The organism is Streptomyces sp. P13-3-3, assembly GCF_050571355.1.
Lineage (GTDB): Bacteria > Actinomycetota > Actinomycetes > Streptomycetales > Streptomycetaceae > Streptomyces > Streptomyces althioticus.
In genome coordinates, this window is sequence record NZ_CP192228.1 from 3,898,449 (window position 1) to 3,913,205 (window position 14,757).

A 14,757-nucleotide genomic window follows, 5' to 3' on the forward strand; every position below is an offset into this window, starting at 1 on the left:
GGCCTCGCTGGAGTGAGGTGAGAATTTTCTCCGCCGGGTGTCGATTTCCGTCCGCGCCGTTCGACGCAGAGGTGAGAGGCCGGGAAGGACCCGGCCCGCACACCACGAGGAGCCGACATGCCGCGCTATCTCTCCCTCATCCGGATCGACGAGAACAACGCCCCCGAGGGCGGGCCCAGCCCCGAGCTGATGCAGCGCATGGGCGAGCTGATCGAGGAGATGACCAAGAACGGCGTCCTGCTGGACACCGCCGGACTCACCCCGACCGCCCAGGGCTCCCGGGTCCACTACGAGAGCGGCCGGCTGTCCGTGACGGACGGGCCGTTCACCGAGACCAAGGAGGTCATCGGCGGATACGCCGTCCTCCAGGCCAAGGACAGGGCCGAGGCGATCGAGTGGACCAAGCGGTTCCTGAAGGTGCACGAGCCGCACTGGACGGTGACCTGCGAGGTCCGGGAGATCGAGGAGGGCTGACGGGCGGCCCTCACGGCCCCGCTTGGCCGTGCGGCCGTACGGGTGTCTGATGGTGGGCTGTGACACCACAGCCCGCCGCCGGACCGGACGGGGCCGTCGAGACCGTCTTCCGCATGGAGTTCCCGCGGGTGGTCGCCGCGGTGGCCCGCATCGTCCGGGACGTCGGCATCGCGGAGGAACTCGCGCAGGACGCCTTGGTCGCGGCCCTGGAGCGGTGGCCGGAGGACGGGGTGCCCGACAACCCGGGCGCCTGGCTCACGGCCACCGCCCGCCACCGCGCCGTCGACCTGGTGCGCCGCCGCGAGACCTACGCCCGCAAGCTGGCCGAGATCGGCCGGGACCAGGCGACGGCGACGGCCCCGCCCGAGGAGCCCGCCGACCCGGACGACATCGACGACGACCTGCTGCGGCTCGTCTTCACCGCCTGCCACCCGGTGCTGTCCGCCGAGGCGCGCACCGCCCTCACCCTGCGGCTGCTCGGCGGCCTCACCACGGCCGAGATCGCCCGCGCGTTCCTCGTGCCCGAGGCGACCGTGGCCCAGCGGATCGTCCGCGCCAAGCGCACCCTGGCCAGGAAGAACGTCGCCTTCGAGGTGCCTTACGGACCCGACCGCGAGGCCCGCCTCGGCTCGGTCCTCGACGTCATCTACCTGATCTTCAACGAGGGATACGCGGCCACCGCCGGCGACGACTGGCTGCGGCCCGCGTTGTGCGAGGACGCGCTGCGGCTGGCCCGGGTGCTGTCCGGGCTGATGCCGAAGGAGCCCGAGGTGCACGGGCTGACCGCCCTGCTGGAGTTCCAGGCGTCCCGGACCGCCGCCCGCACCGGTTCCGACGGCGAGCCGGTGCTGCTCGCGGACCAGAACCGCGCCCGCTGGAACCGCATGCTGATCGCCCGCGGCGCCACCGCCCTCGCCCGCGCCGACGCGGTCGCCTCCGGCCCTCCCGGCCCGTACGTCCTCCAGGCGGCCATCGCCGCCTGCCACGCACGCGCGTACCGCTACGAGAAGACGGACTGGCACCGCATCGCCGCCCTCTACGGCCTGCTCGCCGCCCGTACCCCGTCCCCGGTGGTCGAACTCAACCGCGCGGTCGCCGTCTCCATGGCGGACGGCCCGGAGGCGGCCCTGCCCCTGGTCGACGCGCTGTCCACGGAACCGGCCCTCCGCAACTACCACCTGCTCCCCTCCGTCCGGGGAGACCTCCTGTCCCGCCTCGGCCGGACGGAGGAGGCACGGGAGGAGTTCATCCGGGCGGCAGACCTGGCGGGCAACGCCCGGGAGCGGGAGATGCTGCGGAGGCGGGCGGAGCGGGCGGGCGGCTGACGCCTCCCTCCGCGAGGGGCGCCCGTCCCGGGGCGTGCACCGGGCGCAGCCTGCGGGCCGTCGTGCCGCTGGGGCGGCATTGGTGGGCGCAGGCGGTGCCTCTGCAGCGCCCCTGCTGGACCCGCGCCCCTGCCGACGGCAACCCGTCTGCCGAGAGACGCCGTCCGCTGACTGCTGCCCGTCGTGGGCTGATCGCGCAGTTCCCCGCGCCCCTAGGGTGCCTGGCCTCGGGGCAGTCGTGCCGCGGGGGTGAAGGGGGAGCCCGCTCCCCGCCGTCTGCGGGCCGTCGTGCCGCTGGGGCGATGGGGGTACCTCCCGCTCGAGCGAAGCCGAGAGTGGGGGAGGGTGGGTGCAGGCGGCACCTCTGCAGCGCGCCCCTGCTGGACCCGCGCCCCTGGCGACGGTAACCCGTCTGCCGAGAGACGCCGTCCGCTGACTGCTGCCCGTCGTGGGCTGATCGCGCAGTTCCCCGCGCCCCTAGGGTGCCTGGCCTCGGGGCAGTCGTGCCGCGGGGGTGAAGGGGGAGCCCGCTCCCCGCCGTCTGCGGGCAGTCGTGCCGCTGGGGCGATGGGGGAGGGTGGGCGCAGGTGGCGCCTGTTCAGCGCACCGGGTGTCCCAGCAGCATCGTCGGGGCGCCCGCGACGCGGGTCAGGAAGACCGTGACCGATGCCGTGCCGTGCGGTTTCGGGAGGGCCTTGCGGCGGAGTTCCTCCGGTTCGACCGCCGAGCCTCGCTTCTTGACCGTCAGGACGCCCACCTCGCGCTCCCGCAGCAGGGCCTTCAGCTTCTTGACGTTGAAGGGGAGCACGTCGGTGATCTCGTAGGCCGTGGCGAACGGCGTCTCACGCAGCGCGTCCGACGTCACGTAGGCGATCGTCGGGTCGATCAGGCCGCCGTCGAGAGGTTCGGCGACCTCGGCGACCAGGTGGGAGCGGATGACGGCGCCGTCGGGCTCGTACAGGTAGCGGCCGACGGGGCGGACCTCCGGGTCGGGGAGGCCACGGGAGGCGAGGGTGCGCGGGCCCGGCAACAGGGTCGCGCGGACCGTGCCGGGGGCGGTGCCGAACCACAGGACCGCCTCCTTCACGTCCCCGCCGTCGGAGATCCACTCCGCCTCGGCCTCCGCCGGGACCGCCTCGTGCGGGATGCCGGGCGCGATCTTCAGCGCGGCGGCCCGGGGCGCCTTCAGCGCCGCCCCCACCGCCCACGACAGGGGTGGCGAGTACGCCTCCGGGTCGAAGATCCGGCCGCGCTTCGACGAGCGCCGGGCCGGGTCCACGAACACCGCGTCGTAGCCGGCCGTGTCGACCTCCGTCACGTCCGCCTCACGCACCTCGATCAGGCCGGCGAGACCGAGCGCCTCGGCGTTGGCGCGGGCGGCCGCGGCCGTCCGCGGGTCCCGGTCGACGGCCAGGACGCGGATGCCGGCGCGGGCCAGCGCGATCGCGTCGCCGCCGATCCCGCAGCACAGGTCGGCGACCGACCGTACGCCCGCCGCGCGCAGCCGCTCCGCCCGGTACGCGGCGACGCTGCGCCGGGTCGACTGCTCCACGCCGTTCGGCGTGAAGAACATCCGTGCCGCGTCCTCCGCCCCGAACTTCGCCACCGCCCGCTGCCGCAGCCGCGCCTGGCCGAGCGCCGCCGACACCAGCTCGGCGGGGTGGTCGCGGCGGAGCCGGGTCGCGACGGCGAGTTCGCGGGCGGGGTCGGTGTCGCGCACCTCGTCGAGGAGGGCGCGGCCTTCGGGGGTGAGGAGCGGGGCGAGGTCGTTCACCGGGACATTGTGGGCCAGTCGGTGGACCGTGCGCCTCCGGCCGAGGTGTCGGGCGGGACGCGGGCCGGGTGGCTGCGAGGATCCGGCCCCATGCGAGTAGTAGGACAAAACGATAAGAAGCGGATGCGGCGGCTGGGGATGCGGACCGGTCTCGCCGCCCTCGCGCTCGCCGCTCTCGCCTCGGGGTGCGGCAAGGGCAGCGACACCGTCGAACCGGCCGGCGGCCAGCCCCTCCAGGCGCCCCCGGCCCGCGCCCTCGACTCCTACGCCGAGAAGCTGCGCGCCGCGCAGGCCGCCCGCGCCGCCGCGGCGAAACGCTGGGGCCTGAAGAAGGTCCCCCTGGCCGCGCCGCCGCCCCCGGCGAAGAAGCCGCGCATCACCACCCGCGACGGCTTCGAGGTCAAGGGTCACGAACGGCTGGACCTCCCGCCGGTCTTCACCACCGTCCCGGTCAAGGAGAAGGTCGTCTTCCTCACCATCGACGACGGCGCCGAGAAGGACCCCGAGTTCCTCCGGATGATGACCGAGCTGAAGGTGCCGTACAGCGCCTTCCTCAGCGACTACCTCGTCGAGGAGGACTACGGCTACTTCAAGGACATGCAGAAACGGGGCGTGGCCCTGCACAACCACACGCTCCACCACCCGTACCTGCCGGCCCTCTCGCACGCCAAGCAGAAGCGCGAGATCTGCGGCATGCAGGACGTCATCGAGAAGCGCTACGGCACCCGCCCGACCCTCTTCCGCCCGCCCTACGGCAACTACGACAAGGCGACCCTGCGCGCCGCGAAGAGCTGCGGCATCACCCACGTCCCGCTGTGGAACGAGGAGGTCTTCACCGACCACTGGGAGTACCGCGAGTGGGACCGGAAGATCCACCCCGGCGACATCGTGCTGTCCCACTTCCGGGGCCGCGAGGACTGGGACGGCACCATGCGGGACATGATCCGCCGCTTCCTCGACAAGGTCACGGCCGAGGGGTACGCCGTGGCCAGGCTGGAGGACTACCTGTGAGGCGGCGGCGCGGGACGATCCCGGGGCCTCTCCCGGCGGCCCTCGCCCTGCTGCTCGCCGCGGCCGCCGGATGTGCCGCCCCGTCCGGCGCGGGACACCTCTCCTCCCGCGCCGGCGGGCCGGCCACCGCGGTCGCCCCGGCGCCGCTCCCGCCGGTCGTCGACCACGTCACCACCGACGACCCGGTCGTCTTCCTCACCTACGACGACGGCGCCGAACGCGACCCCCGCTTCATCGACCTCGTGCGCGAGCGCAGGCTGCCGGTCAGCATGTTCCTCACCGACAGCGTGACGGGCCCCGGCTACGGCCACTTCGCCCGCCTCCGCGCGGTCGGCGCGAACCTCCAGAACCACACCCTCGACCACCCGGCGCTGCCCGGCCTGCCCCTGGCCGCCCAGCGCGCCCAGATCTGCGGCCAGCAGCGCAAACTCGCCGCGCGCTTCGGGATCCGCCCCCGCCTCTTCCGCCCGCCCTACGGCCGGCACGACACCGCCACCCTGCGCGCCGCCGCCGAGTGCGGCATCACCGCCGTGGTCCTGTGGCGCGTGACCCTCGAACCCGACGGCCACCTCACCTACACCCACGGCCCCCGCCATCTGCGTCCCGGCGACATCATCTCCGTACCGTCGGGCGAGGCCCCGCCCCTGACCCTGGCGGAACGCACGACGAGGCTCCTGACGGAGCTGGACGAGCGGGACTTGAGGGTGGGCAGGCTCGAGGACCACGTAGGCACGACGCCCAGCCCGGTCCCTCCCGGCCCGGATGAGGCCACTCCCAGCCCGGGCGAGGCGACTTCCAGCCCAGACGCGGCCCCTCCCGACCTGAACGAGGTTCCTCCCAGCCCGGGCGAGGCGACTTCCAGCCCAGACGCGGCCCCTCCCGACCTGAACGAGGTTCCTCCCAGCCCGGGCGAGGCGACTTCCAGCCCAGACGCGGCCCCTCCCGACCTGAACGAGGTTCCTCCCGGCCCGGACGCGGCCCCTCCCGGCCCGGGCGGGGCCACTCCCAGCCCGGGCGAGGCGACTTCTAGCCCGTCCGGCGCTTGAGGACGAGGCCCGAAGGGCCGAAGGGGGGTCCGGGGGCGCAGCCCCTGGGGACGGTCACACCAACACCGGCACCGCACAACCCCGCGCCCGAAAAACACCCCCATCCCCCGACGCGCCGCACGGCAATTGGCACTCCGCTTGACCGAGTGCTAATCGCGGTCATAGTCTCGGGTCTGGCACTCCCCCCTGGAGAGTGCCAACAACGCGACGGGCAGGTCCGGCACCCGCGACGACGGATCGACCTGGTCGCCACCTCAGACAGTTAACCCCGTGAGATCTCCGAAGGGGGAGGTCGGATCGTGACGACCGCCAGCTCCAAGGTTGCCATCAAGCCGCTCGAGGACCGCATCGTGGTCCAGCCGCTCGACGCCGAGCAGACCACGGCTTCGGGCCTGGTCATTCCGGACACGGCGAAGGAGAAGCCCCAGGAGGGCGTCGTCCTGGCCATCGGTCCGGGCCGCTTCGAGGACGGCAAGCGCGTCGAGCTCGACGTGAAGGTCGGCGACGTCGTTCTGTACAGCAAGTACGGCGGCACCGAGGTCAAGTACAACGGCGAGGAGTACCTCGTCCTCTCGGCCCGCGACGTCCTCGCGATCGTCGAGAAGTAGGAGGACTCCGGGGCCCGCCCCGGAGAACTCGACCTCGTAGCAAGTACTTCTGCTCGAACACTGCGCCCCTGGCCCCAGCATCCGACAAGGAGCCGGGCGGCCCAGGGGCGCAGTGATTTCACCTAGATTTCCGAGAGGGCTCCCGCTGCCATGGCGAAGATCCTGAAGTTCGACGAGGACGCCCGTCGCGCCCTCGAGCGCGGCGTCAACAAGCTTGCCGACACGGTCAAGGTGACGATCGGCCCCAAGGGCCGCAACGTCGTCATCGACAAGAAGTTCGGCGCCCCCACCATCACCAACGACGGTGTCACGATCGCCCGCGAGGTGGAGATCGAGGACCCGTACGAGAACCTCGGCGCGCAGCTGGTGAAGGAGGTGGCGACCAAGACCAACGACATCGCGGGTGACGGCACCACCACCGCCACCGTGCTGGCCCAGGCGCTGGTCCGCGAGGGCCTGAAGAACGTCGCCGCCGGCGCCTCCCCGGCCGCCCTGAAGAAGGGCATCGACGCCGCGGTCGCCGCCGTCTCCGAGGACCTCCTCGCCACGGCGCGCCCGATCGACGAGAAGTCCGACATCGCCGCCGTCGCCGCGCTGTCCGCCCAGGACCAGCAGGTCGGCGAGCTCATCGCCGAGGCGATGGACAAGGTCGGCAAGGACGGTGTCATCACCGTCGAGGAGTCCAACACCTTCGGTCTGGAACTGGACTTCACCGAGGGCATGGCCTTCGACAAGGGCTACCTGTCGCCGTACTTCGTGACGGACCAGGAGCGCATGGAGGCCGTCCTCGACGAGCCGCAGATCCTGATCACGCAGGGCAAGATCTCCGCCATCGCGGACCTCCTGCCGCTGCTGGAGAAGGTCATCCAGGCCAACGCCTCCAAGCCGCTGCTGATCATCGCCGAGGACGTCGAGGGCGAGGCCCTGTCGACCCTGGTGGTCAACAAGATCCGCGGCACCTTCAACGCCGTCGCCGTCAAGGCGCCCGGCTTCGGTGACCGCCGCAAGGCGATGCTGCAGGACATGGCCGTCCTCACCGGCGCCACGGTCGTCTCCGAGGAGGTCGGCCTCAAGCTCGACCAGGTCGGCCTGGACGTGCTCGGCTCCGCCCGCCGCGTCACCGTCACCAAGGACGACACCACGATCGTCGACGGCGCCGGCAAGAAGGAGGACGTGGAGGGCCGCGTCGGCCAGATCAAGGCCGAGATCGAGGCCACGGACTCCGACTGGGACCGCGAGAAGCTCCAGGAGCGCCTCGCGAAGCTGGCCGGCGGCGTGTGCGTGATCAAGGTCGGCGCCGCCACCGAGGTGGAGCTGAAGGAGAAGAAGCACCGTCTGGAGGACGCCATCTCCGCGACCCGCGCCGCGGTCGAGGAGGGCATCGTCTCCGGTGGTGGCTCCGCGCTGGTCCACGCCGTCAAGGTCCTCGAGGGCAACCTCGGCAAGACCGGCGACGAGGCCACCGGTGTCTCCGTGGTCCGCAAGGCCGCCGTCGAGCCGCTGCGCTGGATCGCCGAGAACGCCGGCCTCGAGGGCTACGTCATCGTCTCCAAGGTCGCCGAGCTGGAGAAGGGCAGCGGTTACAACGCCGCCTCCGGCGAGTACGGCGACCTGATCAAGGCCGGCGTCATCGACCCGGTCAAGGTCACCCGCTCCGCCCTGGAGAACGCCGCCTCCATCGCCTCCCTCCTGCTGACGACCGAGACCCTGGTCGTCGAGAAGAAGGAAGAGGAAGAGCCGGCCGCCGCCGGTGGCCACGGCCACGGCCACGCCCACTGACGACCCGAGGTCGCCAGAGCCTGAAGCGAGGGCCCGGCGCCCCGTCCGCGAGGACGGCGGCCGCCGGGCCCTCGTCGTACCCCGCCCCAGTCCCCTCGATCATGGAACCGCGCCACGCCGGTACGGAGTCTGTGGAGACGACGGCCGAAGCGATGGGGGGATGGCGATGGACCAGGTGCTGTACGGGGAACGCTCCCGCAACCCGCTCGCGCGCACCGTGCGCCTCGGCGAGTCCGGACTGCGCCGCGGCGGCCGGACGACCCCGCTGGAGGAACTGAACCTCGCCGCTGTCGCGGAGGCGTTCCTGCGGGGCGCCTGGCTGGGCGGTGGAGGCGCCGAACGCCCCCTGGCGTCCCTCCCCGAAGGCGCCGGCCTGGTCCCCGTCACCCGGGCCACCGGCACCTGCGTCCCCCTGAAGGTGCGTCAGGCGTCCGCGTTCGCCCACGCGCTGGGCGAGCTCGCGGTACGCCGGTGCGGCGGCCCGGAACAGGTCGCCGCCCTCGCCGCACGGGCGCGGGACGAGGGCGTCCCCCTGTGGATCGCCCGCCGCTACGCGCACGGCCCCGCCGGTCCGGTGGCGGTGGCCGTGGACCGCCGCCAGGTCCGCGTCGACGTCTGGGGCCCGCACGCCCCCGCCGTACGCCTGCGCGCGCCGTACGGCTTCCTCGGCCACGGCGACGGAGGCACCGGCCTGGTGCTGACCGTGGGGAACGCCTCCGCGCGGCTCGTGCTGCGCAAGAAGTTCCGCAAGTCGAAGAGCACGGTGGAGATAGGGCTCCCCGACCGGCACTGGATCCTGCGCCGCGTGGACGCGGAGAGCTCCCGGCTCTTCCGCGGCGACACCCCGGTCGCCCTGCTGATCCGCCCGCCACGCGGCGCCGAGCCTGCCCCCGGCACCCTGTTGCTGCCGCTGGCCGAGGTCCGTCACGAGAGCCCCGACCCGCTGGACGCGGTGATGGCCCACGCGGTGGCGGTCTCCTTCGGCCTCGGCGACGCGACGGGCCTGGCCCGCTTCCGCGCCGCCCGTCCGCAACGCCGCGACACCGACGACGGCTGGGACCAGCCCTGGTTCAGCAACCTCGGCCGCGGCCGCGACGACAACGAGCCCGGCGGCGGCGACGGCTGGGGCAACGACGGCGGCGACGCCGGAGACGGAGGCGGCGGAGGCGGGGACGGCGGAGGCGGGGGAGACGGCGGCGGGGGAGACGGCGGCGGAGGCGAGTAGCCCGGAGGCCGCTGCGGGACGGCGGCCTCAGCTCGCCCAGACCTCCGCGTCCTCGGCCGGGACGGTGGTGGCGAGGCCCAGTTCCTTGCGGGCGGCGACGGTCTCGCCCGGGTCGATGAGGGTGAACGCCTGGTCGTAGGCGAGGTAGAAGGCGTCGGCGTCGGGGGCGTTCGCGGCCTTCTCCCACTGGCCGGCCGCCTTGGTGAGCGTCGCCCGGAGCTTGCCGACCTCGGTGCCGTCGATGCCGCCCAGGTCCTCGACGTGTGTGCCGAGGGCCGCCGCGACGGCCTCGGCCTGCGCCTTGTAGTCCTTCAGGGCGCCCTCGACGTCGTCCGTGACCGGCTGGTGGGCCCACAGGGTCTCGTAGACGGCGTTCGACCCCTTCAGGAACGTGAGCTGGTCGGGCTCGAAGGACTTCGCGGTGTTCAGCGACCCCTTGAAGGTGCCCTTCTCCACGGTGTACGTGCAGCTCACGGCGCGGTCGCCGGTCGCCCAGCTCTCCCGGGTCGGGGTGTAGTGCGACAGCCCGACGCCCGCGGGGAGTGCCCAGGTGTCCGGGGCGTACCGCTGTGCCTCGGCGGCACAGCGCTCGTCGGCGATCCCGACGATCTTCTCGTCACCGGGGTGCTTCGGGCCGCCCTCGACGGCGAACTCGCCGACGACCTCCCCTTGGTGGGCTTCCTCGCAGGGCACGACCTCGACGAGATACGCCTCGCCCTCGGCCTTGCCGTTCGGGTTGTAGCAGTCGCCGACGTCGAGCGAGAACACCGACCGCTGCCGGGCCGCCTTCCTCGCCCCGTCCTTGGCGTCGTCGACGACCTCGGCCGCCTCGGAACAGCCGACGGCGGCGAGCGCGAGAAGCGCGGCGACGGCGGCCGGACCACGCGGTGAACGGTACGGGGCACGGCTCATCATTGCTTCCCCCTCTTTTCTGTGAGCTGTGACCTGTGAGCAGGGGAGAAGGTTGCAGTGCGTACGGGTACGTGCCGTTGCCGCACCTAGGATGCGGGCATGCCAAACCCGAGCCGGAGGAAGCACCGCACCTGGTTCATCGCCTGGGCGCTGCTGTGCGCGGCGGGCCTCGCCGCGACGGAGGCGCTGACCGGCACCTCACCCGCCGACACGGACTGCGCCGACTACATCGCGGACGTCGAGGCGCGCGTGGCGGAACAGAGAACCGAGAACTCGGACCGCGCTCTCGTAGTGACCTGGGCCGGCACGTCGTCCGGCCAGGACGGTGAGTGCCTGGACGAACTGCGGGAGCACTTCGCCGCCAAGAACTGACCGCCGGACGCCCCGGTGTTCGTGCGCTCAGGAACCAGGTTCGCGAGTCGCCGCAGGGTGCTTGCCCGGTTCGGCGGGTCGCCCGGTGAAGAGCGCCACCTGCCACGTGCCGTTCTCCCGGGTGAGGGTCAACGTATCCCGCATGGTTCGACCGGACGCGTCCTCCGCGAGAAGGCGGACCGACGCGATGTCCGGGCCCAGGTCGTGCGCGATCCGCATCTCCTCGACCGTCCAGCCGCGTCCGCCCCGCTCGGCGAGCACCCGCTCCGCCTCTTGCCGGGACCAGTCCGCGTCCTCGACGCCTCCGACGGACATGAGACCGTCCGCGCTGCGGGCGTTGAGGGCGTGCACGTAGTCCTCCACCGCCTCGCGGGCGCCCCGGGACGGGTTCCCGTCGGGGTCGGCCGGAGCCGAACAAGCGGTGGCGACGACCACCGCGGCCGTCGCCGTCACCAGTCGGCGCGTGAGTCCGGCCGTCGACGCCCTGATGCGTTGTCGCTGTGCCATGTCGCCCATGTGCCCCCCTGCTCCTCGGACTGTCCGTGAGGAGCGCACAGGCGGACGCATCGTTCCCGTACGGCGGTTTCCGGTGAGGGGAATGGCTGGTTCGGTACAGTCACAACTCCGGCCGCCCCTTCGCCACCCTGCCGGAGGCGCTGAACTGGAGGGTGGTCATTCCAGTCATGGTGGCCCGCCTGCCCGTGCCGGGACGCCGAGGAAGTCGCCCTTGTGGATGCCCTCCCGGCGCCAGCGGGTGCAGACCCCGTCGCCCTGGGCCATGCGGTCCTCACGCGGAACGTGAAGTCGAAGCTGTCGCGACCTCGAAGAAGCGGCGGGCCGTGTCCGCGTACCGCCGCGCGTCGCGCATCACGTCCAGGGGGCGGTGAAGGCCGGCGTCCCCTCGCGCAGGGCGCCCGGGTCCGCGTCCCGGCGCGGACGGGGAGGCGTCAGCGCGGCCCGTACTTGCGGCCCGTCCTCGAGGAGATGCCGCCCAGCAGGTTCCGCGGGACCAGCTTCGACGCGCCCATCAGCACCTTGTACCGAGGGTCCGGGACGGACAGTGACTTGCCCCGGGCCAGGTCCGCCAGGGCCGTCGCGGCGACCTTGTCCGCGTCCAGCCACATCCACCGCGGGATGTTGTCCGTGCCCATGCCGGCCCGCTCGTGGAACTCGGTGCGCACGAAGCCGGGGCACAGCGCCATCAGGCGTACGCCGTGACCGGCCAGGTCCTGCGCCGCGCCCTGCGTGAACTGCACGACCCACGCCTTCGACGCCCCGTACGTCCCGCGCGGCACGAACGCCGCGGTCGAGGCGACGTTCACGACGCCGCCGCGCCCGCGCTCCCGCATCGCCTCGACCGCCGCCGACGTCAGCCGCAGCACGGCCTCGCAGTGGACCTTGAGCATCGTCAGCTCGTCGGACATGGGGACCTCGAGGTAGCGGCCCTTGTGCCCGAACCCGGCGTTGTTGACCAACAGGTCGACGGGGTTGCGGCGGTCGGCGAGCCGGCGCTCCACCGCCTCGATCCCCTTGTCCTCGGCCAGGTCGGCGGTCAGCACCTCCGCCTCGATGCCGTGGCGGTCGTGCAGCTCGGTCGCCTGTTCCCGCAGGCGGGCCGTGTCCCGGGCCACGAGCACCAGGTCGTGGCCGTCGGCCGCCAGCCGCCGCGCGAACGCGGCACCGATCCCCGCCGTCGATCCCGTAATCAGAGCCGTTGTCATGGCCCAAGAGTAGTGACCCGGAGCGGAGGCGTCCGCTCTGCGGTCCGGGCGGGCACGGGTCCTTCAGGACACCCCCCGACGTACGGTCAGACCTCCACCGCCGCCCCGGACTTCTCCACATGCTCCCGCGCCTGCCTCAGCGCCTCCGGGTGCAGCGCGTCCCCCGCCGCCAGCAGCCGGGGGAGCAGCTCCCGTTCCGTCGTCACCGCGCGGAACTGCAGGGCCACCGTCACGTCATGATCCGGCCGGTGCACGATCCGTACGGTGTCGCCCGCGCGCACCTCCCCGGGTGTGATCACCCGCAGGTACGCCCCCGGCGCCGCCCGCTCCGTGAACCGCTTCACCCAGCCCTTCTCACCCAGATGGCCCTGGAAGGTCCGGCACGGAATGCGCCCCGACGTGACCTCCAGCACCACCTCGGGCCCCACGGCCCAGCGCTCGCCGATCAGCGCGCCGGACACGTCGACGCCCTCGGTGGTCAGGTTCTCGCCGAACGAGCCGGCGGGCAGCGGGCGCCCCAGCGCGCGCTCCCACTCGTCGAGGTCCTCGCGGGCCACCGCGTACACCGCCTGGTCGTCCCCGCCGTGGTGCCGCGTCTCGCACACCGCGTCCCCGGCCAGACCGCTCCCGCCGATCCCCTTCGCGCCGGGCGCCGACACCCGCACCGGTCCGTCCGCCGGACGCTTGTCGATACCGGTCAGGCCGTCGCGCTGGCCCGTGTAGGGGACGGGCTTCGGGCGGCCCAGGTTCACAGACAGAAGCTTCATGCGGTGCACGGTAAGGCATGCACATCAAAGCGTCGACGCATTAATTCCCGCGTGATCAAAGGCGGGCTTATCCCTGCGCGTATCCTGGCGGTGTGATCGAAGCCCGCCACCTCCGCGTGCTGCGCGCCGTGGCCTCCACCGGTTCCTTCTCCGCCGCCGCCCGCGAGCTGGGATGCACCCAGCCCGCCGTCAGCCAGCAGATGAAGGCCCTGGAGGGGTCCGTCGGCACGCCGCTCCTCATCCGCACGGGCCGCGAGATGCGGCTGACCCAGGCCGGCGAGGCGTTGGTGCGGCACGCGGCGGGCATCCTCGCCGGGCTCACCGCCGCCGAGGAGGAGGTCGCGGCCATCGCCGGCCTGCGCGCCGGACGGGTACGGCTGGTGTCGTTCCCCAGCGGCAGCTCCACGCTCGTGCCGACCGCCCTGGCCGCACTGCGCGGCGCCCACCCCGGCACCCGCGTCTCCCTGGAGGAGGCCGAACCGCCCCGCTCCGTGCGGATGCTGCGCGAGGGCGACTGCGACGTGGCCCTCGCCTTCCGCTACGAGGGCGCGGCCGGTGCGGAGGAGTGGGCGGACCTGGTGGTGCGGCCGCTGCTGTCGGACCGGCTGGTCGGGCTCGTGCCCGAGCGGCACCGGCTGGCCCGCGCGGGGTCGGCCGCCATCGGTGAGTTCGCGGAGGAGCCGTGGATCGCGGGCTGCCCGCGCTGCCGGGGACAGCTCGTCGAGGTGTGCGAGACGGCGGGTTTCACCCCGCGCATCGACTTCGCGACCGACGACTACCCGGCGGTCGCCGGTCTGGTCGGCGCGGGACTGGGGGTCGCGGTTTTGCCGCAGCTCGCGCTGGAGTCGCTGCGCCCGCGCGGCGTGCGCACCGTGGACCTGGAGCCCGCCGTGCGGCGGGAGATCGTCGCGCTCACCCTGCCGGACCTCGCGCAGGTCCCCGCGGTCACCGCGACGCTGGAGAAGCTGGCGGCGGCCGCCGCCGCCGGGTGAGGGAAGCCGCCCCGGCAGCCTGACGGCACCTGGTCGCCGGAGAGCGGCAGGCGGAGCAAGGGCACGCGGGCGTGCCAGGGGTTCCTTTCCGAAGAAACGTTCCTTCAGGTGTTCGAGGCGGCGGCGTGTCCGCCGGCGCCCGACGCCGACACCAGCCGGTTGCGCGCCCGCCCCATCAGTTCTTCGCGCTCGTCCTCGGTCAGGCCGCCCCACACGCCGTACGGCTCGCGCACCGCGAGCGCGTGCGCGGCGCACTCGGCGCGTACCGGGCACCTCATGCAGACCTCCTTGGCCGAGTTCTCGCGTGCGCTGCGTGCGGCACCCCGCTCGCCCTCCGGGTGGAAGAAGAGCGAGCTGTCCACCCCGCGGCAGGCAGCCAGGAGCTGCCAGTCCCACAGGTCCGCGTTCGGTCCGGGAAGGCGGGAGAAATCTGCCATTGCGTGACCCCTTGTAGCCGTTACTGGGCGGATCCGGTGTCCACGACCGTACAACTACGATCAAAGGAGATGAAAATATGACTCATTGCGAATCTAGCTCCGGACACCATCAAAGGGGAAGAAAAGGGTCTGAATGGGGCATGGGTTGTGGTGAAAGTTCGGGGGTACGTCGCGCATGTCTCCTACGTGAGCGCCTCCTCACGTAGAGTGCCGAAGATGGCAGACGGCCCCGTAACTCTTTCGAGTGACCGTCGTTGAGAGTGCGAGGCGGTTGAAGGAACAAGCGCTCGGGCGGGCGTCCGAGACGGTCGACC

General features: G+C 72.7%; 14 protein-coding genes and 1 pseudogene. 9 read left to right on the forward strand and 6 right to left on the reverse strand.

Annotation, left to right across the window (positions count from 1 at the left end; translation table 11 throughout):
• Positions 1–117: 117 nt before the first annotated feature.
• Positions 118–474, forward strand: a complete 357-nt coding sequence (locus ACQZOG_RS17975) for a YciI family protein (RefSeq protein WP_033272429.1) — start codon at positions 118–120, stop codon at positions 472–474.
• 59 nt (positions 475–533) lie between these two features.
• A complete protein-coding gene (locus tag ACQZOG_RS17980) occupies positions 534–1,799 on the forward strand; it encodes an RNA polymerase sigma factor (protein WP_430741646.1) in 1,266 nt (421 codons plus the stop codon).
• A gap of 598 nt (positions 1,800–2,397) precedes the next feature.
• On the opposite strand, the gene ACQZOG_RS17985 is transcribed toward ACQZOG_RS17980, so the two are convergent.
• Positions 2,398–3,573, reverse strand: a complete 1,176-nt coding sequence (locus tag ACQZOG_RS17985; RefSeq protein WP_037641120.1) for a class I SAM-dependent methyltransferase — start codon at positions 3,571–3,573, stop codon at positions 2,398–2,400.
• Between the two features lie 138 nt (positions 3,574–3,711).
• On the opposite strand from ACQZOG_RS17985, the gene ACQZOG_RS17990 reads away from it, so the two are divergent.
• From ACQZOG_RS17990 to ACQZOG_RS18010, 5 genes and pseudogenes are all read left to right on the forward strand, one after another.
• Positions 3,712–4,584: a polysaccharide deacetylase family protein gene (locus ACQZOG_RS17990; protein ID WP_261676295.1), complete on the forward strand. Its 873-nt coding sequence runs from the start codon at positions 3,712–3,714 to the stop codon at positions 4,582–4,584.
• Positions 4,581–5,312 (forward strand): annotated as a pseudogene (locus ACQZOG_RS17995) (polysaccharide deacetylase family protein); the annotation flags it as partial. The gene ACQZOG_RS17990 and the pseudogene ACQZOG_RS17995, both read left to right, overlap by 4 nt.
• A 617-nt stretch (positions 5,313–5,929) precedes the next feature.
• Complete coding sequence (gene groES / locus ACQZOG_RS18000) at positions 5,930–6,238, forward strand: co-chaperone GroES (protein WP_006130737.1); 309 nt, start codon at positions 5,930–5,932, stop codon at positions 6,236–6,238.
• Positions 6,239–6,388: 150 nt separating this feature from the next.
• Positions 6,389–8,017, forward strand: coding sequence for a chaperonin GroEL (gene groL / locus ACQZOG_RS18005; RefSeq protein WP_033272426.1), 1,629 nt, complete (start codon positions 6,389–6,391; stop codon positions 8,015–8,017).
• A gap of 166 nt (positions 8,018–8,183) precedes the next feature.
• Positions 8,184–9,242 (forward strand): hypothetical protein, encoded by a 1,059-nt coding sequence (locus ACQZOG_RS18010; RefSeq protein ID WP_387787389.1) that lies wholly within the window; start codon positions 8,184–8,186, stop codon positions 9,240–9,242.
• A gap of 27 nt (positions 9,243–9,269) precedes the next feature.
• Here ACQZOG_RS18010 and ACQZOG_RS18015 read toward each other — a convergent pair whose 3' ends face one another.
• The gene (locus ACQZOG_RS18015) at positions 9,270–10,157 is read right to left on the reverse strand and encodes a septum formation family protein (RefSeq protein WP_387787392.1); all 888 of its coding nucleotides are present in this window, start codon (positions 10,155–10,157) and stop codon (positions 9,270–9,272) included.
• A gap of 96 nt (positions 10,158–10,253) precedes the next feature.
• Here ACQZOG_RS18015 and ACQZOG_RS18020 point away from each other — a divergent pair, with 96 nt between their 5' ends.
• Positions 10,254–10,526, forward strand: coding sequence for a hypothetical protein (locus tag ACQZOG_RS18020; protein WP_033272423.1), 273 nt, complete (start codon positions 10,254–10,256; stop codon positions 10,524–10,526).
• 27 nt (positions 10,527–10,553) lie between these two features.
• Here ACQZOG_RS18020 and ACQZOG_RS18025 read toward each other — a convergent pair whose 3' ends face one another.
• The 3 genes from ACQZOG_RS18025 to ACQZOG_RS18035 all read right to left on the reverse strand — a co-directional run bounded on the left by ACQZOG_RS18025 (position 10,554) and on the right by ACQZOG_RS18035 (position 13,014).
• Complete coding sequence (locus tag ACQZOG_RS18025; RefSeq protein WP_359568353.1) at positions 10,554–11,033, reverse strand: hypothetical protein; 480 nt, start codon at positions 11,031–11,033, stop codon at positions 10,554–10,556.
• 440 nt (positions 11,034–11,473) lie between these two features.
• A complete protein-coding gene (locus ACQZOG_RS18030) occupies positions 11,474–12,247 on the reverse strand; it encodes an SDR family NAD(P)-dependent oxidoreductase (RefSeq protein ID WP_058916800.1) in 774 nt (257 codons plus the stop codon).
• Between the two features lie 86 nt (positions 12,248–12,333).
• The gene (locus ACQZOG_RS18035) at positions 12,334–13,014 is read right to left on the reverse strand and encodes an MOSC domain-containing protein (protein ID WP_351036089.1); all 681 of its coding nucleotides are present in this window, start codon (positions 13,012–13,014) and stop codon (positions 12,334–12,336) included.
• Positions 13,015–13,106: 92 nt separating this feature from the next.
• On the opposite strand from ACQZOG_RS18035, the gene ACQZOG_RS18040 reads away from it, so the two are divergent.
• Positions 13,107–14,006 (forward strand): LysR family transcriptional regulator, encoded by a 900-nt coding sequence (locus tag ACQZOG_RS18040; protein ID WP_193455574.1) that lies wholly within the window; start codon positions 13,107–13,109, stop codon positions 14,004–14,006.
• A gap of 104 nt (positions 14,007–14,110) precedes the next feature.
• Here the strand turns inward: ACQZOG_RS18040 and ACQZOG_RS18045 are convergent, their stop codons facing one another.
• The gene (locus tag ACQZOG_RS18045; protein ID WP_058916801.1) at positions 14,111–14,443 is read right to left on the reverse strand and encodes a WhiB family transcriptional regulator; all 333 of its coding nucleotides are present in this window, start codon (positions 14,441–14,443) and stop codon (positions 14,111–14,113) included.
• Positions 14,444–14,757 lie beyond the last annotated feature (314 nt).